The following is a 23,906-nucleotide window of genomic DNA, read 5'->3' as shown; positions in this document are numbered from 1 at the left end:
GCCATGAGACTGCCGCGCGAGATCGGACCCATCCACTTCGTCGGGATCGGCGGGATCGGCATGAGCGGCATCGCCGAGGTGCTGCTCAATCTCGGCTATTCCGTGCAGGGCTCGGACGCCTCCGACAATTACAATCTCGACCGTCTCCGCGAGAACGGCGCGAAGGTCTCTGTCGGCCACAAGGCGGAGAATGTCGATGGTGCCGAGGTTGTCGTGGTCTCCACCGCGATCAAGCGTGACAATCCGGAACTGACGGCGGCGCGCGAACGGCGCATTCCGGTGGTGCGCCGCGCCGAGATGCTGGCCGAGCTGATGCGGCTGAAGAGCTGCGTCGCCATCGCCGGCACGCACGGCAAGACCACCACGACCACGATGGTCGCGACGCTGCTCGACGCCGGCGGCCTCGATCCCACCGTGATCAACGGCGGCATCATCAACGCCTATGGCTCGAATGCGCGTCTCGGTGCGGGTGACTGGATGGTGGTCGAAGCCGACGAGAGCGACGGCACGTTCCTGAAGCTGCCGACCGAAGTCGCGATCGTCACCAATGTCGATCCCGAGCATCTCGATCACTTCAAGACCTTCGAAGCGGTGCAGGACGCGTTCCGCCATTTCGTCGAGAACCTGCCGTTCTATGGCTTCGCCGTGATGTGCATCGATCATCCCGTGGTGCAGACTCTTGTCGGCAAGATCGAGGATCGGCGCATCATCACCTATGGCGAGAATCCGCAGGCCGATGTGCGCTTCGTCGACCTGGCCCCGACGGGCGGCGGATCGAAGTTCAAGGTTGCGTTCCGCGATCGCAAGACGGGCGCCGTGCACGAGATTGCCGATCTCATGCTGCCGATGCCGGGGCGCCACAATGCCTCCAACGCGACGGCCGCGATTGCGGTCGCGCGCGAGCTCGGCGTCTCGGACGAGGCGATCCGCAAGGCGATCGCCGGCTTCGGCGGCGTCAAGCGCCGCTTCACCAAGACCGGCGAGTGGAATGGTGTCACCGTCATCGACGATTACGGCCATCATCCGGTCGAGATCGCAGCGGTGCTGAAAGCGGCGCGGGAATCCACCAACGGCAAGATCGTCGCCGTGGTGCAGCCGCATCGTTATACCCGGCTGCAGTCGCTGTTCGAGGAATTCTGCACCTGTTTCAACGATGCCGATGCGGTGATCGTCGCCGAGGTCTATGCCGCGGGCGAGACGCCGATCGAGGGCATCGATCGCGACCATTTCGCCGCGGGCCTGCGCGTCCACGGCCACCGCGAGGTGATCCCGCTGCCGGCGGCGTCCGATCTCGCCGGCATCGTCAAGGGTGTGGCGAAGTCCGGCGATCTCGTCGTGTGCCTTGGCGCCGGCAACATCACGCAATGGGCATATGCCTTGCCGGATGAGTTGAAGGCGCTGGGGTAGGGCAGTGGGCTTCCCCGACATCACACCCGATCTCAAATCCGCGATGCCCGATCTTCGCGGCCGGCTGCTGGCGAACCAGTCGCTCGCCGAGCTCACCTGGTTTCGCGTCGGGGGGCCCGCGCAGGTGCTGTTCACGCCGGCGGACGAGGACGATCTCGCTTATTTCCTCGCGCATCTCGCAAGCGACATTCCCGTCTATGTCGTCGGTGTCGGCTCCAACCTGATCGTGCGCGACGGCGGCATTGCGGGCGTGGTGGTCCGTCTGGCGCCGCGCGCCTTTGGCGAGGCGAGCGCGAGCGGCGATGTCGTCACCGCAGGCGCGGCCGCGCTCGACAAGCGCGTGGCGGAAGTCGCCGCGGGCGCGAACATCGGGGGGCTCGAATTCTACTTCGGCATTCCCGGCACGATCGGCGGCGCGCTGCGCATGAACGCGGGCGCCAACGGCGGCGAGACCAGGGACGTGTTGATCGAGGCGCGAGGCGTCGGGCGCGACGGCAAGAAGCACGTCTTCTTCAATGTCGACATGAAGTTCGTCTACCGCAACAGCGGCGTCGATCCCTCCATCATCTTCACCTCCGCGCGTTTCCGTGGCGAGATCAGGGATGCCGACGCAATCCGCGCGCGCATGGCGGAAGTGCAGAGCCATCGCGAGACCGCGCAGCCGATCCGCGAAAAGACCGGCGGCTCGACCTTCAAGAACCCGCCCGGCCATTCCGCCTGGAAGCTGGTCGATGCCGCCGGCTGCCGCGGCCTGCGCGTCGGCGGTGCAGAAGTCTCTGAGATGCACTGCAATTTCCTGATCAACACGGGCAATGCCACCGCGCACGATATCGAGGCGCTGGGCGAGACCGTTCGTGAACGGGTGAAGACGAATTCCGGAATTGAGCTACACTGGGAAATCAAGCGGATCGGAATTCCCGGCTAATCTGGACAAGCGACGAGAGAACATGCGCATCACCATCCTCTTCGGCGGCTCCAACCGCGAACGTCTGGTTTCGGTCGCCTCAGCCCAGGCGCTGCATCAGGCGCTGCCCGAGGCCGATCTCTGGTGGTGGGACGTTGAGGACAAGGTGCATGTCGTGCAGTCCAGACAGCTGCTCGAACATGCCCGCCCGTTCGAGGACGAGTTCAAGCCGGGCACGTCAGGCATTCCGTTGGAGCAGGCGCTCGACCAGGCTAGGGCGGAGAACCGGGTGCTGGTGCTCGGCCTGCACGGCGGGCGCGCCGAGAACGGCGAATTGCAGGTGATGTGCGAGGCGCGCGGCGTGCCGTTCACCGGATCGGGCTCGGCCTCCTCGCACCTCGCGTTCGACAAGTTCGCGGCCAAGCATTTCGCCGCGCTCGGCGGCGTGACGCCGCCGGCCAACATTGCGCTGGACCAGATCGACGAGGCCTTCGCGGAATACGGCCGGCTGATCGCAAAGCCCGCCAGGGATGGCTCGAGCTACGGCCTGATCTTCGTCAACGCCAGGCAGGATCTGGTCGCCGTCCGCAATGCCGCCAAGCACGAAGAGTACGTGATCGAGCCCTACATCGCCGGCGTCGAGGCGACCTGCGGCGTGCTGGAGCGGCCGGATGGCTCGATCATCTCGCTGCCGCCGATCGAGATCATCCCGGGCGAGGGCAGTTTCGACTACGCGGCGAAATATCTTTTGAAGTCGACCCAGGAGATCTGTCCAGGCCGCTTCACGGCGGAGATCACCGCCGCACTGAAGCAGCAGGCGATGCTGGCGCACCGGGCGATGTCCTGTACCGGCTATTCGCGTTCGGACTTCATCGTCTCGGACAAGGGGCTGGTCTATCTCGAAACCAACACGCTACCCGGCCTGACCAAGTCCTCGCTCTACCCCAAGGCGCTAAAGGCCGAGGGCATCGCGTTCGTCGAGTTCCTGCGCGGCCTGGTCGAGCTCGCCGTGGCCGGTGTGCGAAAATAATTAGGACTGGTTAACGGCCGAACTGGCGAAACGGCCGGTTTTGGAACCCAAAACCGGTAAAATGCCGGATATTGCGGCATAAATGCCTCACAGGCCTGGGCAAAACGCTCACGTCGTTAACGAACTTTACCTTTTGTTTACCAGGACGTCCGAAGGTTAACGCTGGCGGCGCATATGACGCTTTGGCTGCCGGCGCGTGGACCGTTGCGGGTGTTGTCACTCCCAGCGAACGCTCTGAAGGGGAGAGGTTTTCTTCTGCTGAAGACCAGCACCCGGCCCGGCAAGTCCGAGACGTCATGTTCGCCAGGACCCGCGCGATGTCGCGGGCAAACTGTTGACGAGCTCGTGCAATGGATGGAGCAGGAAGCCTCACTCGGTCGCTTTTCAGATCGCTGAGGCCCCAAGCTGACCTGAAGGCGGCCGCTATCGGAGCGGTCGTGCTTCTGCGCGAGTGGGTGCAGGACAAGCGTCTGGAACGAGTTCACGGCGCGCGTGCTGCGGCCAACGAAAAGATTAAAACCAAAGCCCGGGCCAAAGCCATCATCGAGCGCGAGCCGACGCCGCGGTTGGTCGCGCTGGTCGAGCGCTATCTGCCGCGCCGGGTCGGGATCAGCATGACGGTGCTGCTCCTGATCGGAAGCTGCGGCTTCGGTATCGTCAAGGGCGGCCATCTCCAGGATTTCATCACGGCGGTCAACGACACCCGCAACGCGCTGGCCAATTCCGCCGGCTTCCGCATCACCTCCGTCGTGATCAACGGCCGCAAGCAGCTCAGCCAGGACGAGATCCTCGCGATCGGCGGCGTCAGCGGCCGATCCTCGCTGCTGTTCCTCGACGCCGACGCCGTGCGCGACAAGCTCAAGGCCAATCCCTGGATCGCGGACGCGACCGTGCTGAAGCTCTATCCGGGCCAGCTCATGATCGAGCTCACCGAGCGCAAGGCTTTCGCGCTGTGGCAGGAGGCCGGCCGGCTCTCCGTCATCGCCGACGACGGCGCCGTGCTCGAACCCTATGTCTCTCGCCGGTTCCTGTCGCTGCCGCTCGTGGTCGGCAAGGGCGCCGATACGCAGGCCCGCGATTTCCTCGCTTTGCTGGCGCGCTATCCGCAGGTCAATTCGATCACAAAGGCCGCGATCTTCGTCGGGGAGCGGCGCTGGAACCTCAGGCTCAAGGACGGCCTCGACATCCGCCTGCCCGAGCAGGACGTCGGCAACGCGCTTGCGATGCTGTCCAGGCTCGACAAGGAGGACAGGCTGTTCTCCCGCGACATCGTCGCGGTCGACCTGCGCCTGCCCGATCGGTTGGTGGTGCAGCTGTCCGAGGACGCCGCCAAGGCGCGCGACGATTTGTTCAAGGACAAGAAGAAGAAAAAGGCCGGGGACGCTGCATGACCGGTCTTGATCGCACCCAGACACCGAAGACACGCCCGATGCCGCACAAGCGCGGCGGCCTCGTCGCCTGCCTCGACATCGGCACCAGCAAGATTGCCTGCATGATCGCGCGGCTGAAGCCGTCGGCGCCGAGCGAAGCCCTGCGCGACCGGACCCATGCGGTGGAGCTGATCGGCTACAGCCAGATCCAGTCCCGCGGCATGAAGGCCGGCGCCGTGATTGATCTCGGCGAATGCGAGCAGGCGGTACGACAGGCCGTCGGGCTTGCGGAGAAAATGGCCAAGGTGCGGGTCGAGTCCGTGCTGCTGTCGGTCTCCGGCGGTCGGCTCTCCGGTCAGCTGGTCGAAGCCGCGGCCGACATCCGCGGCGGCGCCGTGACACCGGCCGATGTCAGCCGCGTCACCTCCACCGGCATGCGCCACGCCACCGGCGAAGGCCGCACCGTGCTGCACGCGCTGCCGGTCGGCTACACGCTCGACGGCGTCAAGGGCATCCGCGATCCCCGCGGGATGGTCGCGCATCAGTTCGGCATCGACATGAACGTCGTCACCTGCGACGCCACGGTGGCGCGGAACCTGATGCTGGCGGTCGAACGCTGCCACATCAACGTCGAAGCCATGGCAGCAAGCCCCTATGTGGCTGGCCTGTCGGTGCTGACCGACGACGAGGCCGATCTCGGCGCTGCCGTGGTCGAGATGGGCGCGGGCACCACCACGATCGCGGTCTTTTCCGGCGGTCGCTTCGTGCATGCCGCCGGTTTTGCGGTCGGCGGGCAACACATCACGATGGATCTGGCGCGCGGACTCTCCGCGACCATTGCCGATGCCGAGCGAATCAAGACGTTATACGGGACCGTCATCACCGGCGGATCGGACTCGCGTGAGCTGATGTCTGTACCGACAGCCGGTGACGAGCAGGATCTGCCGCAGATCGTCTCCCGCGCTACCATCGCCAACATCGTCAAGCATCGTGCCGAGGAAGTCTTCGAAATGGTTCGGGACAAGCTGAAGGATTCGCCCTTCACCTCGGAGCCTAACGGCCGTGTCGTGCTCTCGGGCGGGGCCTCGCAGCTCACCGGTCTGGTCGAGCTCGGAACGCAGATTCTCGGCCGGCCCGTGCGGGTCGGACGTCCGCTCGGTTTCGGCCGGCTGCCCAACGAGGCGAAGAACGCCGCCTTCGCGGTGCCGGCCGGACTGCTCGTCTACCCGCAATATGTTCATCACGAACATGTCGAACCGCGGCATACGCGGCAGCAGGTCAGGACGGGGACCGGCGGGTATTTCGGAAAGGTCGGACGATGGCTACGCGAGGGCTTCTGATGACTCCTTCCCGCAATATTCGATTTTCACCAACTCCCGCGGCCGCCGGCCGGGGCGAACCCACGCGCGCGTGATCGAGAGGCAAACATGACCATCAGCATCAATGTTCCTGATATTCACGAACTGAAGCCCCGCATCACCGTGTTCGGCGTCGGCGGCGCCGGTGGTAACGCTGTCAACAACATGATCACGGCGGGCCTCCAGGGCGTCGATTTCGTGGTCGCCAACACCGACGCGCAGGCGCTGACGATGTCGAAGGCGCAGCGCATCGTGCAGATGGGCACGGCCGCCACGCAAGGGTTGGGCGCAGGTTCGCAGCCGGTCGTCGGCGCGGCCGCAGCCGAAGAAGTGATGGACGAACTCCGCGACCATCTCTCGGGCGCCAACATGGTGTTCGTCACCGCCGGCATGGGCGGCGGCACCGGCACCGGTGCGGCTCCCGTGATCGCCAAGATCGCGCGCGAGATGGGCATCCTCACCGTCGGCGTCGTGACCAAGCCCTTCCACTTCGAAGGCGGCCGCCGCATGCGCACCGCGGAAGCGGGTATCAACGAGTTGCACAAGGTCGTCGATACGCTGCTGATCATCCCGAACCAGAACCTGTTCCGGGTCGCCAACGAGAAGACCACCTTCGCCGACGCTTTCGCGATGGCCGACCAGGTGCTCTATTCGGGCGTTGCCTGCATCACCGACCTGATGGTCAAGGAAGGCCTGATCAATCTCGACTTCGCCGACGTTCGCGCCGTCATGCGCGAGATGGGCAAGGCGATGATGGGCACGGGCGAAGCCTCCGGCGACAAGCGCGCGCTGACCGCCGCCGAAGCCGCGATCGCCAACCCGCTGATCGACGATAGCTCGATGAAGGGCGCCAAGGGCCTCCTGATCTCCATCACCGGCGGCAAGGATCTCACGCTGTTCGAGGTCGACGAAGCTGCGACCCGCATCCGCGAGGAAGTCGACCAGGACGCCAACATCATCGTCGGCGCCACCTTCGACGAAGCCCTCGACGGCCTGATCCGCGTCTCGGTCGTCGCCACCGGCATCGAGCAGGCCGCGATCGCGCGTAACAGCCAGGCCACCAGCGCTCCCGTGGCGAATCCTGCTCCGCAGGCGCAGCAGGCTCCCGCTGCTCCGGCCGCGGCTGCCGAGAGCCGTCTTGCCGATTTGACCGCACGGCTGCGCGCCGACAATCAGCGCATGGCCGAGCGCGCCCAGAAGTTCGAAGGGCAGACCCCGGCCGCAGGAACGGGCCAATTTGCCGCCGCTCCCACGGCTCCGCGTCCGAACGTGGAGCGCGCTGCGCTTGCCGCCATCGCCGCCGCCGTTGCGGACGTCCCGCAGGCTCCCGCGCCGATGCAGACCTATGGCGACGTCACAGTGCGGCCGATCGCGCAGAAGCCCACGCTGTTCCCCGAGCCCGAGCAGGCGCCGATGGCCATGCATGAGCCGATGACGCCGGAAACCTTCATCCCGCCGCAGGCCGAGCGTGCGCCGGTCCGCACACCGCGGATGCCGCGGATCGAGGAACTTCCGATGCCCGCCCAGGCCGAGCTTCGCCAGGCCCGCGGCGAGGTCGAGGAGGAGACCCCGCAGAAGACCCGGCTGTCGCTGCTGCAGCGCCTCGCCAATGTCGGCCTCGGCCGTCGTGACGAGGAGAGCGAGGCGCCGATCGCGGCCCGCACCGCCGGTCCCGCGATGCCGCCGCTGCCCGATCGCCGGCCTCAGAAGACCGTGGCGCAGCAAATCGCTTCCACCGAGCCGGTGTCGGAGTATGCCCGTCGTCCCGCGCCGCAGGGCCTGGACATGCACGGCCGTCCCGCGCCTGTTGCCCCGGCGCCACAGGGAGACGACCATCTTGATATCCCGGCCTTCCTGCGGCGGCAGGCGACCTGAGGATTGTTACAATAAGGCAGACAAAAAAAGGTCCCGGCGGGAAGCTTGCCGGGACCTTTTCTTTTGCCCCGTGCGTATCCGGATTGCGTCGCCAAGCAACTGATTTTAAATAATTAATTACATATTCGATGGTTCAGTAAAACTACCGAAAACGGTCCCAAACTCCGGTCCAATTTGGTTAAGCCTTGGCGCGAATACGGCGGGTTTGGGGTAACAATCGGTAAAAAAGCGTGAGTTGGCGCTGTTTGAGGCAGTGACTATGGTTTGCCGTGACTTGGGGATACGGATTCGGAAGCGAGCGGTCTGGGCCGCTCAGTCGGGTTCAGTATAAGTCGCAGTGGTCGTAGTGGGGCGGTTCCTGATGAAATTTAGCCGGCAAACAACGCTTCGAGCGCAAGCCAGTGTGGCAGGCGTCGGCGTTCATTCCGGTCTTCCCGTCACGCTCACGCTTGGACCCGCGCCTGTCGACGCGGGCTTTGTTTTTATCCGTACCGGGCTTGAGGGAAGTGACCGCGAAGTTCAGGCCACCGCCGAGCAGGTGATCGCGACCGATTTCGCCACCGTCCTCGGAGATCGCAACGGCCCGCTGGTTTCCACCGCCGAGCATGTGCTTGCTGCGCTGCGGGGCATGGGCGTCGACAACGCCATCATCGAGATCGACGGGCCGGAAGTGCCGATCATGGACGGCAGCGCGGCGGCCTTCGTCGCGGCGATCGACCAGGCCGGCATCGTGACCCAGCCGGCACAGCGTCGCTTCATCCAGGTTTTGAAGCCGATCTCGGTCAAGATCGGCGACTCCTTCGGCGAGATCAGGCCCTATGCCGACGGGTTCCGCGCCGAGGTCGAGATCGACTTCACCAATCCTGTCATCGGCCAGCAGAGCTACGCCTTCGACCTCAACCCGGAGCGTTTCCGCCGCGAAGTCGGCCGGGCCCGGACTTTCGGTCTGATGTGCGACGTCGCACGGCTCTGGAGCGCGGGGTATGCGCTCGGCGCCTCGTTCGACAACACCGTCGTGTTCGACGAGGAGCGGCTGCTCAACACCGAAGGCCTGCGCTACGCCGACGAATGCGCCCGCCACAAGGTGCTGGACGTGATTGGCGACCTCGCGCTGGCTGGTCTGCCGCTGCTTGGCGCCTACCGCTCGGTGCGTGGCGGCCACAAGCTCAACCACGCCGTCCTGACCGCGCTGCTCGCCGACCGTACAGCGTGGCGGGTGGTCGAGGGCGAGGCAGCCCGCCGTACCACGCGTCCGGTGGCTGAAACCGGTCGCGGCATCGTCGGCGGCCGGATCGCCGCGGTCTACGGGCCGGACGTTTCCTGAAGCGAGACGTTTCCTGAAGCGGACATTTCCTAAAGGAGAGACGGGCCTGAAGAGACCCGTCGCCGCAGGCGTTTGGCGGCGGCTTTCCCCGGGAAACTCCTGGTAACGATGATCGGCTAGGATTGCGGCGCGTTCGCCTTAATCCGGGCGGAATGCCTGCCTATCCGGTTGGTTGAAGATCGTTTTTCGGTTACACCGGCGTGGTCGCACGGCAGGCACCACAGCTATATTTCGCGCCCAGGACGGGGTTCATGGGCTGGCGGACACCGCACCACAGGGCGTCAGGGCAATATTCATGTCGGCACAGCGTATGACGCGCGGATATCTTCAAGTCCCGTCTCGAGAGGTCTCATCTCGAGAAGTCTCGTCTCGTGCCCGTGGGCTGATTCAGGCTGTCGTCCTCTTTGTGCTCGCGCTGCCGCTGGCCGGCTGCGGTACCGGCGCGCTGTGGGACAAGTTCACCGCCAAGGACGACACCTTCGTCGAGGAGCCCGCCGACAAGATCTACAATGAGGGCCTGTACCTCATGAACGAGAAGAAGGACATGAAGGCGGCGAACAAGAAGTTCGAAGAGGTCGACCGCCAGCATCCTTATTCCGACTGGGCCCGCAAATCATTGCTGATGTCGGCCTACGCGTCCTACCAGGGCGGCGACTATGACAATTGCATCGGCGCGGCCACCCGCTACGTCACGCTGCATCCCGGCAGCCCGGATGCGGCTTATGCGCAATATCTGATCGCCGCCTCGCATTACGACCAGATTCCGGACATCAGCCGCGACCAGACCCGCACCGAGAAGGCGATCGCCTCGCTGGAAGAGGTGGTGCGCAAATATCCGACCTCCGAATACGCGACCTCGGCCAAGGCCAAGATCGAAGGTGCGCGCGACCAGCTCGCCGGCAAGGAAATGAACGTCGGCCGCTATTACGCGCAGAAGCGCGACTACACGGCGGCGATCAACCGCTACAAGGCCGTGGTGACGCAGTACCAGACCACCCGCCATGTCGAAGAGGCGCTGTACCGCCTGACCGAGGCCTATATGGCGATCGGGATCGTCGGCGAGGCTCAGACGGCCGCCGCCGTGCTCGGGCATAATTTTCCTGACAGTCGCTGGTACAAGGACGCCTATAATCTTGTAAAATCGGGCGGTCTCGAACCGAGCGAGAATCAGGGGTCCTGGATTAGCAAGACCTTCAAGAAAATGGGTCTCGGCTAGGAAATAGAGTTCCATGCTGGCGCGTCTGTCGATCCGTGACATCGTCCTGATCGAACGGCTCGATATCGAATTCGCACCGGGCCTCGCGGTTTTGACCGGCGAGACCGGTGCGGGCAAATCCATCCTGCTCGATGCCTTTGCGTTGGCGCTCGGCGGCCGCGGCGATGCCGGCCTCGTGCGCCATGGGGCGGAGCAGGGGCAGGTCACTGCCGTATTCGATATCCCAAAAAACCATCCCGCGGCCAAAATCCTCGCGGAGAACGGGCTGGAGGATACCGGCGAGATGATTCTCCGCCGGGTCCAGCTCGCCGACGGCCGCACCCGCGCCTTCATCAACGACCAGGCGATCAGCGTGCAGACGCTGAAGGCGGTCGGGGCTGCCCTGGTCGAGATCCACGGCCAGCACGACGAGCGCGCGCTGGTCGATGCCGCCACCCACCGCCGCCTGCTCGACGCCTTCGCCGGTCTCGAAAAGGACGTTTCGGCGGTCGAAGCGCTCTGGGACGCCCGCCGCACCGCCAACACTGCGCTGGAGGAGCATCGCGCCGGCATGGAGCGCGCTGCGCGCGAAGCCGATTACCTCCGCCACGCCTCCGACGAATTGAAGCAGCTCGCGCCCAAGGACGGCGAGGAGACCTCGCTGGCTTCGAGGCGCACGACCATGATGCAGGGCGAGAAGATCGCCTCCGACCTGCGCGAGGCGCAGGAGGCGGTCGGTGGCCACCATTCGCCGGTCGCCTCGCTGTCGGCGGCCGTGCGCCGGCTGGAGCGTCGCGGCGTCAACTCGCCGGCGCTGGTCGAACCCGCGGTGAGGGCGATCGACATCGCGATCAACGCGCTGGAGGAGGCCGACCAGCATCTCCAGGCGGCGCTTGCGGCAACCGATTTTGATCCCTCGGAGCTCGAACGCATCGAGGAGCGCTTGTTCGCGTTGCGCGCCGCGTCGCGCAAATATTCGACGCCGGTCGACGGGCTCGCCGCGCTTGCTGCAAAATACGCCGCCGACGTCGTCCTGATCGATGCCGGCGCCTCCCGGCTGAAGAAGCTGGAGCAGGCTGCGATCGAGGCCGATGCGCGCTATGCGGCGGCCGCCAAGAAGCTGTCGATGGCGCGGCAGAAATCGGCGGAGAAGCTCAACAAGGCCGTCAATGCCGAGCTCGCGCCGCTCAAGCTCGAACGCGCCAAGTTCATGACCCAGGTCCAGACCGACGAGGCCGCTCCAGGCCCGCAAGGGTTCGACCGCGTCGAGTTCTGGGTGCAGACCAACCCGGGCACCAAGCCGGGGCCGATGATGAAGGTCGCCTCCGGCGGCGAGCTGTCGCGTTTCCTGCTGGCGCTGAAGGTGGTGCTGTCCGACCGCGGCTCGGCGCCGACCTTGGTGTTCGACGAGATCGACACCGGCGTCGGCGGCGCGGTCGCGGACGCGATCGGCGGACGGCTGGCGCGGCTCGCCGGCAAGGTTCAGGTGATGGCCGTAACCCACGCCCCGCAGGTCGCCGCCCGTGCCGACCAGCATTTGCTGATCTCCAAGGACGCGCTGGACAAGGGCAAGCGCGTCGCCACCCGCGTCAATGCACTCGCCGCCGACCACCGCCGCGAGGAGATCGCGCGGATGCTCGCCGGCGCCGAGATCACCGCCGAGGCGAGGGCTGCCGCGGACCGTCTGCTCAAGGCGGCGACGGCTTGATTTCGTGTCCCGGACGCGCGCAAGCGCCGGGGCCCTAAACGTTATGTCCGGGGTACGAAACTGTAACCGCCTTTACCCTCCCGCCCGCTCCATCGTATCCAAGCACCATGGCCAGAGCAGCAAAATCGAAACCAGCACCGCTTCGCGACGTCGCCGACCTCACCAAGGCGCAGGCCAAGGTCGAGCACATGCGGCTCGCGCTCGAGATCGAGGGGCACAACGAGCGCTACTACCAGGACGACGCGCCCACCGTCACCGATGCCGAGTATGACGCGCTGCGCCAGCGCTTCAACGCGATCGAGAAGCGCTTTCCGGAATTCGTCAGCGCGGACTCGCCGTCGCAGAAAGTCGGCGCTGCACCGTCGGGCCGCTTCAAGAAGGTGCGGCATGCCGTCCCCATGCTGTCGCTCGATAACGCCTTTGCGGAAGAGGATCTGCGCGACTTCGTCGGCCGCATCGTGCGGTTCCTGAAGCTCGACGACGACAGAATCGATTTCTCGGCCGAGCCGAAGATCGACGGCCTCTCGATGTCGCTGCGCTATGAGGGTGGTGAGCTCGCCACCGCCGCGACGCGCGGTGACGGCGCGGTCGGCGAGGACGTCACCGCAAACATCCGCACCCTCGAAGACGTGCCGCAAAAGCTGAAGGGCCGCAATGTCCCCGACATCTGCGAGGTGCGCGGCGAGGTCTACATGACCAAGAAGGCCTTCCTCGCGCTCAACGAGCGGCAGAAGGCGGAAGGCAGCACCATCTTCGCCAATCCGCGCAACTCGGCCGCGGGTTCGCTCCGGCAGAAGGACCCGACCATCACCGCCTCGCGTCCCCTCGGCTTCTTCGCCTATGCCTGGGGCGAGATGAGCGCGATGCCGGAGGGCACGCAGAGCGGCATGATCGGCTGGTTCGAGCGCTGCGGCTTCAAGACCAACCCGCTGACCAAGCTCTGTCACTCCGTCGAGGAACTGCTGGCGTTTCATCGTGCGATCGAGGAACAGCGCGCAAAACTCGACTACGACATCGACGGCGTCGTCTACAAGGTCGACCGCATCGACTGGCAGGAACGGCTCGGCTTCGTCTCGCGCACGCCGCGCTGGGGCATCGCCCATAAATTCCCCGCCGAGCGCGCCACGACGGTGTTGCGCGACATCGAGATCCAGGTCGGCCGCACCGGCTCGTTCACGCCGGTGGGCAAGCTCGAACCGGTCGGCGTCGGCGGCGTGATCGTGCAGAACGTCACGCTGCACAACGAGGATTACATCAAGGGTATCGGCAACAAGGGCGAGGTGCTGCGCGAGGGCCGCGACATCAGGATCGGCGACACCGTCGTGATCCAGCGTGCCGGCGACGTCATCCCGCAGGTGGTCGACGTCGTCCTCGACAAGCGGCCGAAGGCTGCCAGGGAATTCCAGTTTCCGAAGAAGTGCCCGTGCCCGTTGCATACTGATGTCACGCGCGAGGAGACGGCGGCGGGCGAAGAGGGCTCACGCGCTCGCTGCACCGGCGAGTTCGCCTGCCCCTACCAGAAGATCGAGCATTTGAAGCTGTTCGTGTCGCGGCGCGCCTTCGACATCGACGGCCTTGGCGAGAAGCAGCTCCAGTACTTCTTCGACGAGGGTTTTGTGAAGGAGCCAGCCGACATCTTCACGCTGGAAAAGCGCAACGCAAAACTCAAATTGGAGGACATCGAGGGTTACGGCGCAACCTCGGTGCGCAATTTGTTCGGCGCGATCGAGAGCCGTCGCAAGATTGCACTGGAGCGCTTCATCTACGCGCTCGGCATGCGCCATGTCGGCGAGACCACGGCGCTGGCGCTGGCACGCGGCTACGGCTCCTGGGACGCCTTCCACGACGCCAGCCTCAAGGTTGCCAAGGGCGACGAGGAGGCAATGGCCGAGATGGATGCGCTCGACCAGATCGGCGAGACCGTGATCAAGAGCATCGCCGATTATTTCGGCGAGAGCCACAATCGCGGCATCGTCGAGCGGCTGACGAAGGAGGTCGAGATCATCGACGCCGAGAAGCCGAAGAGCAACTCCGCCGTCGCCGGCAAGACCGTGGTGTTCACGGGCTCGCTGGAGAAGATGACGCGCGACGAGGCCAAGGCCACCGCTGAGCGGCTAGGCGCAAAAGTGTCCGGCTCGGTGTCCAAGAAAACCGATCTCGTCGTCGCCGGCCCCGGCGCGGGTTCGAAGCTCGCGGAAGCCAACAAGCATGGCGTCAAGGTGCTGACCGAGGACGAGTGGCTGACGCTGATCGGGGAGTGAGGGCTTCTTTCGTCATTGCGAGCGAAGCGAAGCAATCCAGAATCTTTCCGCGGGTCGCAGTCTGGATTGCTTCGCTTCGCTCGCAATGACGGAGGACGCGGCGTGCCATCCCTCACATCATCCCGCTCTCTTCCTCTTCCGCCTGCTCGATCAGCGTCTCGCTCACCATGACCTCGCGGCGGGGGACGACGAAGATCATCGTGCAGGCGCACAGCAGGGAGATCGCCAGCACTGCGGCGGTGAGCGGCAGCGTGGTCGCGGAATGGCCGCCGAGATAGGCGCCGAATTGCGACATCAGCGCGCCGATGCCCTGCTGGAGAAAGCCCATCGCACCTGATGCGGTGCCGGCGGCCTCGGGACGGACGCTGATGGCGCCGGCGGCCGAGTTCGCCATCACGAAGGCATTGCCGACCATCACGATCATCTGCGTGCCGAACAGCCAGGCGGGTGTCTCGTTCCAGCCGGTGAAACTCCACAGCAGGTTCAACAGGCTGCCGCAAAGCTGGAGCGCGAGGCCGAACCAGATCAACTTCTCCAGGGAGTGCCTGGGCGCAAAGCGCACGCAGAGCAGATTGCCGACGAGATAGGCAAAACCCGTCGTCGCGAACCACGCGCCGTATTCGGCGCTGGTCCTGCCCATCTGCGTCACCACGATATAGGGGCCGCCGCCGGCGAACGTGAAGATGATCTGCGAGGCCAGCACCTGGCACATCACGTAGCCGACGAAGGCGCGGTTGCGGATCAGGATCCCGACATCGCCGCGAAAGCCGCTGCCGGCGGCGCGGTCTCGGCGCGTCTCGGGCAGCGCGAACGCGATGCCGACGGCGACGATGATCGCGGCGACGGTGATGGCGTAGAAGATCGCGCGCCAGCCGAATGCTGTCTCGATCAGGCCGCCGGTGAGCGGGGAGACCATCTGCCCGATCATCAGCGCCGCGACCACGAGGCTGATCATCGAGGCGACGCGATCGCGCTGCTAGATGTCGCGGATGATGGCGCGGCTCACCACCATGCCGGCGGCGCCGCCCAGCGCCTGGAAGAAGCGCGCGGCGATCAGCTGCGGCAGGGTTTCCGCGAAGATACAGGCGACGCTGGCGACGACCATCAGCGCCAGACCTCCAAGCAGCACCGGGCGCCGCCCGAAACGGTCCGACAGCGGGCCCATGATGAGTTGCGATAGCGCGATGCCGACCATGTACAGCGACACCGTCATCTGCGCGACCGAGATGTCGCTGCCAAAGGTCGTCGCCAGCACCGGTAGCGCCGGAACCAGCATGTAAAGCGAGATCGGCGCGATGCCGGTCATGACGACGAGCAGCAGCAACACCACGCGCGAGGTCGCGATGTTTTTCGCCGTTTCCGGCGGCTTGCTTATCATGCCGTGCATGCCTGACCGTCTCATAGAAATTCGAATCTGACTGTAGCGCTCTCGCGCAAGACGGATATCGGCGTTTCGGAATGCGGCTATACGGATTCCGGGACGGTGATAATGGCGGCGCGATGATGATGAATTGGGCGCGTTGCTCATGCCGCGTGATAGGTGTCATTCCCCGCGGAGGCGGGGAATCCAGTATTCCAGAGGCAGCAGTGATTGAATCGAGAGGCCGCGGCGTACTGGATGCCCCGCCTTCGCGGAGCATGACAGCTGTGGTGGAGAGACAGCCTTGCACAAAACACGTAGTGCCATGCGACGACGCGCTTACGCCTTCAACTCCGCCGTGGCCTGGTCAAGCCAGGCCTTCGTCGTCTCGTCCAGGGCCGGCCGCACCTCGGCCCTGACGCGCGCGTGGTAGGCGTTGAGCCAGTCGAGTTCGTCTTTGCTGAGCATGCCGACATCGATCAGCCGGCGGTCGATCGGTGCCAGGGTCAGCGTCTCGAAGGCGTTCATCGATTTTTCCGCGCCCTTGATGTCGGCAGCGACCACCAGTTCCAAGTTCTCGATGCGGATGCCGAAACCCTCGGTCTTGTAGTAGCCGGGCTCGTTGGACAGGATCATGCCTCGCTTCAGCGGCGTGGTGCCGAGCTTCGATATCCGTGCCGGTCCTTCGTGCACCGAGAGATAGCTGCCGACGCCGTGGCCGGTGCCATGCTCGAAATCGACGCCGGCGGCCCAGAGATATTGCCGTGCCAGTGTGTCGAGTTGCGCGCCGGTCGCGCCGTCGGGAAAGATCGCGCGGGCGATTGCGATGTGGCCGCGCAGCACGCGCGTGAAGCGGTCGCGCATCTCATCGGTCGGCTCGCCCACGGCCATGGTGCGGGTGACGTCGGTGGTGCCGTCTTCGTATTGTGCACCTGAATCGATCAGCAGCAGATCGCCGGGCACGATCCGGCGGTTGCTCTTGCGGGTGACGCGGTAGTGCACGATGGCGCCATTCGGGCCGGTGCCCGATATGGTCGGGAACGACACATCCTTGAGCGCGCCGGTATCGCGGCGGAACGTCTCCAGCGCCTCGACCGCGTCGATCTCGGTGAGCTTGCCGCTTGCCGCCTCGCGGTCGATGAAGGCGAGGAAGCGCGCCAACGCCACGGCGTCGCGCCGGTGCGCGGTTTGCGTGCCCTTGATCTCGGTCGTGTTCTTGACCGCCTTGAGCAGCGCGATCGGATCGCTGCCGCGCACCGGCTTGCCACCGGCACCCGTGATCAGCCGGCTGAGGGCATCGGCCGCGGTCGCATTGTCGAGCGCGATCGATCCACCGCTCTTGGCGAGCGCCATCAGCGTCGGCGCCATCGCATCGGGCTCGCGCACGTCGGCGGACTGCTCGAGATGGTCGCGGGTCAGATTGGAGAGCTTGCGGTGATCGATGAAGATTGTGGGACGGCCGTCCTTCGGCACCAGCGCATAGGACAGTGGCAGCGGCGTATGCGCGACGTCGGCGCCGCGGATGTTGAAGGTCCAGGCCACGGCATGGCTGTCGGACAGCACCAACGCATCGACGCCGAGCTTGCCGATCTCGCTCCTGATCTGTGTCAGCTTCTCGGCTTCAGTCACGCCGGCATGTTGCATCCCGTGCACCGTGACCGGCGCAATCGGCGGCTGTGGGCGGTCCTGCCAGATCGCATCGACCGGATTGCTGTCGACGGCGACCAACTCGGCACCGGCCTTGGTGCAGGCGGCGGACAAACGCTCGGCTGCCGCAAAAGTGTGCAGCCACGGATCAAATCCTAGGCGGTCGCCGGCCTTCAGGTGTGCCGACATCCAGCTTTCCGGCGGGGGATCGATCAGAGATTCCACGGCCCAAGCCCTTGAATCGACCTGCTTGGCCGCCTGGATCGTGTAGCGGCCATCGACGAACACCGCGGCCTCGTGCGTCAGCACCACCGCCAGTCCCGCCGAGCCGGTAAAACCGGTCAGCCAGGCCAGACGCTCTTCCGACGGCGGCACATACTCATTCTGCTGCTGGTCGGCGCGTGGAATCACGAAACCGGTCAGCTTGCGGCGGGCGAGTTCTTCACGGAGCGCGGCCAACCGGGCCGTCAATGCGACGCCCGCCTCGGGCTCCTCGAATGTCTGGAAGTGCGCTTCGAACATGGTGGATCACTTTAGGATCATGCGGATCAGTCCGCAATGTAGACGCATTTGAGGTCGTATCTGGCATGGACTGTGCTTGAACAAGTTCCATTCGAATTGAGTGGAGTACAGGATGCGGCAGTTGCGCTTCGTCTGGATAACAGGGAAATTCGAGCAAGTTGTTCATCTCAATGACGAGGGGACACTCGATGCCAGCGTTCACGTTTGAGAAGATTACGCCGCCGGTGCGCCGCGCCCCGGCTGCGGCAACACCGAAGAAACCGCGCGGCCTCATCAACCAGATGATCGACCGTTTCGCCGAACGCCGCGCGAGGCGCGCCTCGCGGGCCGAGCGCGCGATGCGCCCGGACGAGAAGGCGGCAAAGTAGCGGCATCTACAGCAGCACCCGTACTCACCACATCTTCCGCAGCAACAGGCTGCTCCACCCCTCGATCCGCAAGTGCTTCAGAGGCACTAGGCCGCGCGCGCGGTAGGCGGCGATCACGGCGGGGACTTGGGGCGTCAACAGGCCCGAGAGGATGACGCGCCCTCCGGTCGCGAGGTGCCGCGTCAACGGGCCCGCCAATTGCCGTAACGGATTGGCCAGGATGTTGGCCAGCACCAGGTCGAACGGGCCGCATCTGCCAAAATCGGCCGCAGCGAATCCGGTGGCGCGGATCACTCGCACATGGTGACCGACTTCGTTCAACAAGGCGTTCTCGGCTGCCACCTTGACCGAGGCCGGGTCGATGTCGGAGGCCAGCACCGCGCGATGCAGCGCCTTCGCCGCCGCTATCCCCAGCACGCCGGTCCCGGTGCCGAGGTCGAGCACGCGGCCGGGCCGGGTGCTTTTCAGGACATGGTCAAGCAGGAGTAAACAGCCGCGTGTGGTGCCGTGATGGCCGGTGCCGAAGGCGAGAGCCGCCTCGATCTCGATGGCGAGCTTGTTTGGCGCCACGCGGTCGCGGTCATGGCTGCCGTGGACGACGAAGCGCCCGGCCGGCACCGGGACGAGATCTTCCAGGCTCGACTTGACCCAGTCCCTGGCTTCGACGGTGTCGAAGGCCAGCGTGTCCGCGATCTCATTTCCTGCTGAGGTTGCAACGAGTTCGCGCAGCCAGGCCCGGTCCGGCGCGTTCGCGAAATGCAGCGCGACGTCCCACTGTCCGTTCGGCTGCTCGAAGGCGGCGACCGCCGCATCGTCCTCGAAGAACATTTCGGTGAGGACGTCGACAATGCGCCTGGCGGCGATCTCGCTGCCGATCGAAAAACTGGCGCGATGGGTGGGGGAGGGCTGCATTCTCAGGGTTCCGTCCGGTTCAATTTTTGGAACTTTTGTTCCAATTTTTTCCAATAACTTGCATTCACGAGGTTAACCCGACCGCAGGTTGTACCACGTAGATTTGCGGGTGTTGGGCAACCCACACAGCTTGAAATGGAATAGGAGGCGAGACTTGAAGCGCATGATTTTGAAGTTCTGGACCGACGATTCAGGTGCAACCGCAATCGAGTACGGCCTGATCGCAGCCGGCATCGCGCTGGCGATCATTACCGTGGTGAACGGCCTGGGCACCACCATGAACGACAAGTTCACTTCGATTAGCAGCTCCTTGAAGTAATTTCCGCCTCCCATTTCACGGCGGGGCCAATTCTCTATCCGACTGCTTTCGAGCCGCGCCCGTCGGGGGAATTGCCCCCTGGCGGGCGCAGTCGTGTTTGGGAATTGGCTTGCACAGAATGCCCACTGGCTTACCCGCTGGTTTTTCCGGGCTTTGTCCACGGATTATCCCGCCGTTCATCCCCGGATTTTCCACCGACTTGTACTGGCTTTGGAGGAGCGTAACCCACCGCGCCTTCACAGCTTTGCCAACAGTCTGTCCACAGCCCATCCACAGGCTTATCCACGGCTTCCGAACAACGACCGGTGATCCCTCAAAATCGCCTGCGCGGCGTTGTGGCCGGGGGCGCCGGTGACGCCGCCGCCGGGATGGGCGCCGGAGCCGCAATGATAGAGGCCCCTCACGGGTCCGCGATAATCGGCATGGCCCAGCATCGGCCGGGCCGAGAACAGCTGGTTCAGCGTCAGCGCGCCGTGGAAGATGTCGCCGCCGAGCAGGCCGAACTGCCGTTCGAGGTCGAGCGGTGACAGGATCTGGCGGCCGAGCACGCTTGTCGCAAAACCCGGCGCGTATTTGTCCACCGTCGCGATCATGAGGTCGGCAACTTCTTCACGATGGTCGTCCCACGACTTTCCATCGGGAAGCTCCGGCGCCACGTGCTGGCAGAACAGGCTCGCGACATGCTGTCCTGCGGGCGCGAGCGTGTCGTCGAGCGTCGAGGGGATCAGCATTTCCACGACCGGCTCTCGGCTCCAGCCGTGCGCCCGGGCATCGAGAAAGGCGCGGTCCATGTAGCCGAGATCAGGCGCCAGGATGATGCCCGAGGTGAGATGATCGCCGTCGCCCGGCAGCGCCGTGAAGGAGGGCAGGCGGTCCAGCGCCACGTTCATGCGGAAGGTGCCGGAGCCGTTCTTCCAGTGCCGGATGCGATCGAGGAAAGTTTGGGGAAGCGCATCGGCGGCGACCAGCCGCGTATAGAGCAGCTTCGGATTGACGTTGGCCGCGACATATTTCGCGCGGACGGTCGTGCCGTTCTCCAGCGCCACGCCGACCGCGCGGTCGCGCTCGACGATGACCTCGCGCACGCCTGCATCGGTGTCGATCACGACGCCGCGGTCGCGTGCGGCGCGCGCCATGGCTTGCGTGATCGCGCCCATGCCGCCGATGGCGTGACCCCAGACGCCCTTCTTGCCGTTCACCTCGCCGAAGGCGTGATGCAGCATCACATAGGCCGAGCCCGCGGCGTAGGGGCTGGCATAATTGCCGACGATGGCATCGAAGCCGAACAGCGCCTTGACCAGATCATGCTCGAAACGTTCATCCAGCATCTCGCCGGCCGAGCGGGTGAAGAGATCGAGCAGGCTGCGGCTCTGCTCCAGAGACAACCCGCGCAGGATGTTGGCACTCTGGAATGCGTTCACGGCCTCGCGGATCGAGGCCGTGCCGAAGCCATCGAGCAGGTTTGGCGGCGCGCGCAGCACGAATTGCCGGAGCACGTCGGCGATATCTTCCAGCTCGCGCGAAAACCCGTCGAGCGCGTTTGCGTCGCGCGCGCTCAGCCGTGCGACGGATGCCTGCGTCCGCCCCTCGCCAATGAGGAGATAGCTGCCGTCGGGAGCAGGCAGAAAATTCTGCGCGCGTCGTTCAACGATGCGCAGGCCCTGTTCGGCCAGCTTCAAGTCGCGGACCACTTGCGGATTAAGCAGGCTCACGGTGTAGGCCGCGACCGAATTGCGGAAGCCCGGATGAAACTCCTCCGTGACCGCGGCCCCGCCGACCACCTTGCGGCGCTCGACCACGCGCACGCGCAAGCCGGCCATCGCGAGATAGGCCGCGCAGGTGAGGCCGTTATGGCCAGCGCCGATGATGATGACGTCGGTTTCGATCATGAAGGTGCAAGCTGTTCCACGGTCATTCCGGGACGGTCTGAGCGCCCCGGTTCGGAATGACATCTGTATATGAAGCATTCCCCGCTGCAACATCACGAGAGCCTTTATTGCTCGTTCAGGCGCCTTGTGCTCCATTGCGCGCGCCCGGCGCCCGCCGGGATATGCTGGAGCTTCCATGGATTCGATCGTGCAACCCGCCGCCACGGAGCAGCCGTCCTCGTCACGCAACCGGCTGCTGCTGACGGTCTACACCGCCGCGATCTTCGTCAGCGCGCTGTTGCTGTTCTCGGTGCAGCCGCTGTTCACCAAGATGGTCCTGCCGCGGCTCGGCGGCTCGCCGGCGGTGTGGTCGGTGGCGATGGTGTTCTTCCAGTCGCTGCTGCTGGCGGGCTACGCCTATGCGCATTTGTTGATGCAGGTGAGGAACCGCATCGTTCCCGTGCTGGTGCATCTCCTGCTGCTGATCGCGGCCTTCGCCACGCTGCCGCTCGGCATCGCCTCCGCCTATGGCGATCCGCCCGCTTCGGGCTACGCGATCTGGCTGCTCGGCCTGTTCGTGATCTCGATCGGGCTGCCGTTCTTCGCGCTTGCCGCCAACAATCCGTTGCTGCAGGCCTGGTTCGTCCGCACCGGGCATCCTGCCGGACATGATCCCTATTTCCTCTATGCGTCCTCCAACATCGGCAGCTTCCTCGCCCTGCTGTCCTATCCGTTCCTGCTGGAGCCGATGTTCACGCTGCACACTCAGAACCGGCTCTGGACCGGCGGTTACGGCATTCTGATCCTCCTGATCGCAGCATGCGGCGTGCTGCTGTTGCGCTCGCCGAAGCTTGCCATGGTCGATGCACGAACCGAGGATTTGAATGCGCCGGCGCCCGGTTTCATGACGCGGCTGCGCTGGATATTCCTCGCCGGGGTGCCGTCCGGCCTGCTCATCGCCGTCACCGCGCACATCTCGACCGACGTCGCGGCCGCGCCGCTGCTGTGGGTGCTGCCGCTGTCGCTGTATCTCCTGACCTGGGTGGTGGTGTTCCAGTCGCGGCCGCTGCTGCCGCACAAATGGATGCTGATGCTGCAACCGGTCGCGATCGCGGGCGTCGTCTTCCTGCTGGCCTTCGGCGGCGAACAGAACCTGCTGCTGACGCTCGGCGGCCATCAATTGTGCTTCTTCGTCATCGCCATGGCCTGCCACGGCGAATTGGCGCGGACCCGGCCGGCCGCGAAATATCTCACCGGATTCTATGTCGCGCTGTCGTTCGGCGGCATGGTCGGCGGCCTGTTCGCAGGGCTCGTCGCGCCGTTCACATTCTCCTGGATCGCGGAATATCCGATCCTGGTTGCGCTTGCCGCGCTCTGCCGGCCGCCGGCGAACGAGCGGTTGCCGGGCATCGTCAAATGGTATTGGCTGGCGCTTGCCGCGCTGGTCGTCGTGCTCGTTGCGCCCTTTGCCACGACGGGCGTCCTGTCGAGCTGGTTCGAGGATCACCGCGTCTGGCTGGCCAGCGGCGTCGGCGTGCTCGCCGCGCTGCTGGCGCTGGCGGTCAACGCCGGCCGCTGGAAGATATTCGCCACCGTCGCGCTGGCGCTGGCGTTGATCCGGGTTTATCCGGCGGACGAAGGCCGCGTCACCACGGTGCGCAGCTTCTTCGGCGTGCACAAGATCGTGGTGACGCCCGGCGGCTATTTCCACGTGCTGATGCACGGCACCACGATCCACGGCGCCGAGCGTTTCCTCAACAATGACGGCACGCCGGTCACCGGCCGGCCCGAGCCGATTACCTACTATCACAAGGATGGCGGCATCGGTCAGGCCGTCAGCGCGATGCGCGAGCGCAAGGGCGCGCCGCTGAAGGTCGCGGCGATCGGCGTCGGATCGGGCACGCTCGCCTGCGCCGCCGAGCCCGGCGAGAGCTGGACCTTCTTCGAGATCGATCAGTCCATGGTCGACGCGGCAAGCGATCCGAAGAATTTCCGCTACATTTCGAGCTGCATGCCGGGCCTGAAGCCGGTGATCGGCGATGCCCGCCTTACCTTCGCGAAGGAGCCGGACGGCGGCTATGATCTCATCATCGTGGACGCCTATTCGTCCGATGCGATCCCGATCCATCTTGCGACCGAAGAAGCGATGAAGATCTACAAGGACAAGCTCGCTCCGCACGGTGCCGTGGTGATGCACGTCTCAAACCGCCACCTCGATCTCGAGACCGTCGTGGTCGGCATCGCCGATGCCAACGATCTCAAGAGCTGGGTCTACAACGAGGATTCGGGGCGCGATGGCGACTACATCTTCTCGACCGACGTCGTCATCTCCGCCCGCGAGGATGCCGACGTCGGCAGGCTCGCATCGTCGAAATCATGGGAGCAGACCGAAGCCGACGACAGGGTGCGGGTCTGGACCGACGATTACTCCAACATTTTGGGCGCGCTGTACCGGCGCTTGCGGGACGGGGAGTAAGG

At 65.0% G+C, this 23,906-nt stretch carries 16 protein-coding genes and 1 pseudogene; 13 read left to right on the top strand and 4 right to left on the bottom strand.

Features of this window, described 5'->3' with window-relative positions; all coding sequences use genetic code 11:
• Positions 1-3 precede the first annotated feature (3 nt).
• The 10 genes from murC to ligA all read left to right on the top strand — a co-directional run bounded on the left by murC (position 4) and on the right by ligA (position 14,432).
• Positions 4-1,407, top strand: coding sequence for a UDP-N-acetylmuramate--L-alanine ligase (gene murC, locus IVA75_RS31750; protein ID WP_247288002.1), 1,404 nt, complete (start codon positions 4-6; stop codon positions 1,405-1,407).
• Positions 1,408-1,411: 4 nt separating this feature from the next.
• Positions 1,412-2,332 carry a UDP-N-acetylmuramate dehydrogenase gene (gene murB / locus IVA75_RS31745; RefSeq protein ID WP_247288004.1) on the top strand — a complete coding sequence of 307 codons (921 nt, stop codon included), beginning with the start codon at positions 1,412-1,414 and terminating at the stop codon, positions 2,330-2,332.
• Positions 2,333-2,354: 22 nt separating this feature from the next.
• Positions 2,355-3,341, top strand: coding sequence for a D-alanine--D-alanine ligase (locus tag IVA75_RS31740; protein ID WP_247288006.1), 987 nt, complete (start codon positions 2,355-2,357; stop codon positions 3,339-3,341).
• Between the two features lie 350 nt (positions 3,342-3,691).
• Positions 3,692-4,732: a cell division protein FtsQ/DivIB gene (locus IVA75_RS31735; protein ID WP_027570707.1), complete on the top strand. Its 1,041-nt coding sequence runs from the start codon at positions 3,692-3,694 to the stop codon at positions 4,730-4,732.
• Positions 4,729-6,051 (top strand): cell division protein FtsA, encoded by a 1,323-nt coding sequence (gene ftsA / locus IVA75_RS31730; RefSeq protein ID WP_247288008.1) that lies wholly within the window; start codon positions 4,729-4,731, stop codon positions 6,049-6,051. Before IVA75_RS31735 ends, ftsA begins: the two co-directional genes overlap by 4 nt.
• An 87-nt stretch (positions 6,052-6,138) precedes the next feature.
• Positions 6,139-7,944 carry a cell division protein FtsZ gene (ftsZ, locus tag IVA75_RS31725; protein ID WP_027570708.1) on the top strand — a complete coding sequence of 602 codons (1,806 nt, stop codon included), beginning with the start codon at positions 6,139-6,141 and terminating at the stop codon, positions 7,942-7,944.
• A gap of 361 nt (positions 7,945-8,305) precedes the next feature.
• Positions 8,306-9,268, top strand: a complete 963-nt coding sequence (gene lpxC, locus IVA75_RS31720) for a UDP-3-O-acyl-N-acetylglucosamine deacetylase (protein WP_026232696.1) — start codon at positions 8,306-8,308, stop codon at positions 9,266-9,268.
• A gap of 295 nt (positions 9,269-9,563) precedes the next feature.
• Entirely contained in the window at positions 9,564-10,484 is a 921-nt protein-coding gene (locus IVA75_RS31715) for an outer membrane protein assembly factor BamD (protein ID WP_247288010.1), read from the top strand.
• A gap of 13 nt (positions 10,485-10,497) precedes the next feature.
• Positions 10,498-12,171: a DNA repair protein RecN gene (gene recN, locus IVA75_RS31710; RefSeq protein WP_247288011.1), complete on the top strand. Its 1,674-nt coding sequence runs from the start codon at positions 10,498-10,500 to the stop codon at positions 12,169-12,171.
• 107 nt (positions 12,172-12,278) lie between these two features.
• Complete coding sequence (gene ligA / locus IVA75_RS31705) at positions 12,279-14,432, top strand: NAD-dependent DNA ligase LigA (protein WP_247288012.1); 2,154 nt, start codon at positions 12,279-12,281, stop codon at positions 14,430-14,432.
• Positions 14,433-14,544: 112 nt separating this feature from the next.
• On the opposite strand, the pseudogene IVA75_RS31700 reads toward ligA, so the two are convergent.
• Both IVA75_RS31700 and IVA75_RS31695 read right to left on the bottom strand, forming a co-directional pair.
• Positions 14,545-15,819, bottom strand: a pseudogene (locus tag IVA75_RS31700) (multidrug effflux MFS transporter).
• A 312-nt stretch (positions 15,820-16,131) separates the two neighbouring features.
• Positions 16,132-17,961: an aminopeptidase P family protein gene (locus IVA75_RS31695; RefSeq protein ID WP_247288013.1), complete on the bottom strand. Its 1,830-nt coding sequence runs from the start codon at positions 17,959-17,961 to the stop codon at positions 16,132-16,134.
• A gap of 188 nt (positions 17,962-18,149) precedes the next feature.
• Between IVA75_RS31695 and IVA75_RS31690 the strand changes: the two genes are divergently transcribed.
• Positions 18,150-18,329 carry a hypothetical protein gene (locus IVA75_RS31690; protein ID WP_027570714.1) on the top strand — a complete coding sequence of 60 codons (180 nt, stop codon included), beginning with the start codon at positions 18,150-18,152 and terminating at the stop codon, positions 18,327-18,329.
• 24 nt (positions 18,330-18,353) lie between these two features.
• Here the strand turns inward: IVA75_RS31690 and IVA75_RS31685 are convergent, their stop codons facing one another.
• Entirely contained in the window at positions 18,354-19,241 is an 888-nt protein-coding gene (locus IVA75_RS31685) for a 50S ribosomal protein L11 methyltransferase (protein WP_027570715.1), read from the bottom strand.
• Between the two features lie 154 nt (positions 19,242-19,395).
• Here IVA75_RS31685 and IVA75_RS31680 point away from each other — a divergent pair, with 154 nt between their 5' ends.
• Positions 19,396-19,560, top strand: a complete 165-nt coding sequence (locus tag IVA75_RS31680) for a Flp family type IVb pilin (RefSeq protein ID WP_018454254.1) — start codon at positions 19,396-19,398, stop codon at positions 19,558-19,560.
• A gap of 278 nt (positions 19,561-19,838) precedes the next feature.
• Here the strand turns inward: IVA75_RS31680 and IVA75_RS31675 are convergent, their stop codons facing one another.
• Entirely contained in the window at positions 19,839-21,449 is a 1,611-nt protein-coding gene (locus IVA75_RS31675; RefSeq protein WP_247288014.1) for an NAD(P)/FAD-dependent oxidoreductase, read from the bottom strand.
• 175 nt (positions 21,450-21,624) lie between these two features.
• On the opposite strand from IVA75_RS31675, the gene IVA75_RS31670 reads away from it, so the two are divergent.
• Complete coding sequence (locus tag IVA75_RS31670; RefSeq protein WP_247288015.1) at positions 21,625-23,904, top strand: fused MFS/spermidine synthase; 2,280 nt, start codon at positions 21,625-21,627, stop codon at positions 23,902-23,904.
• Positions 23,905-23,906 lie beyond the last annotated feature (2 nt).

This window comes from Bradyrhizobium sp. 134 (assembly GCF_023074155.1).
In the GTDB taxonomy this organism is placed as follows: Bacteria; Pseudomonadota; Alphaproteobacteria; order Rhizobiales; family Xanthobacteraceae; genus Bradyrhizobium.
Note: the sequence above shows the minus strand (reverse complement) of the source record. Positions and strands in the feature narration are given on the sequence as shown.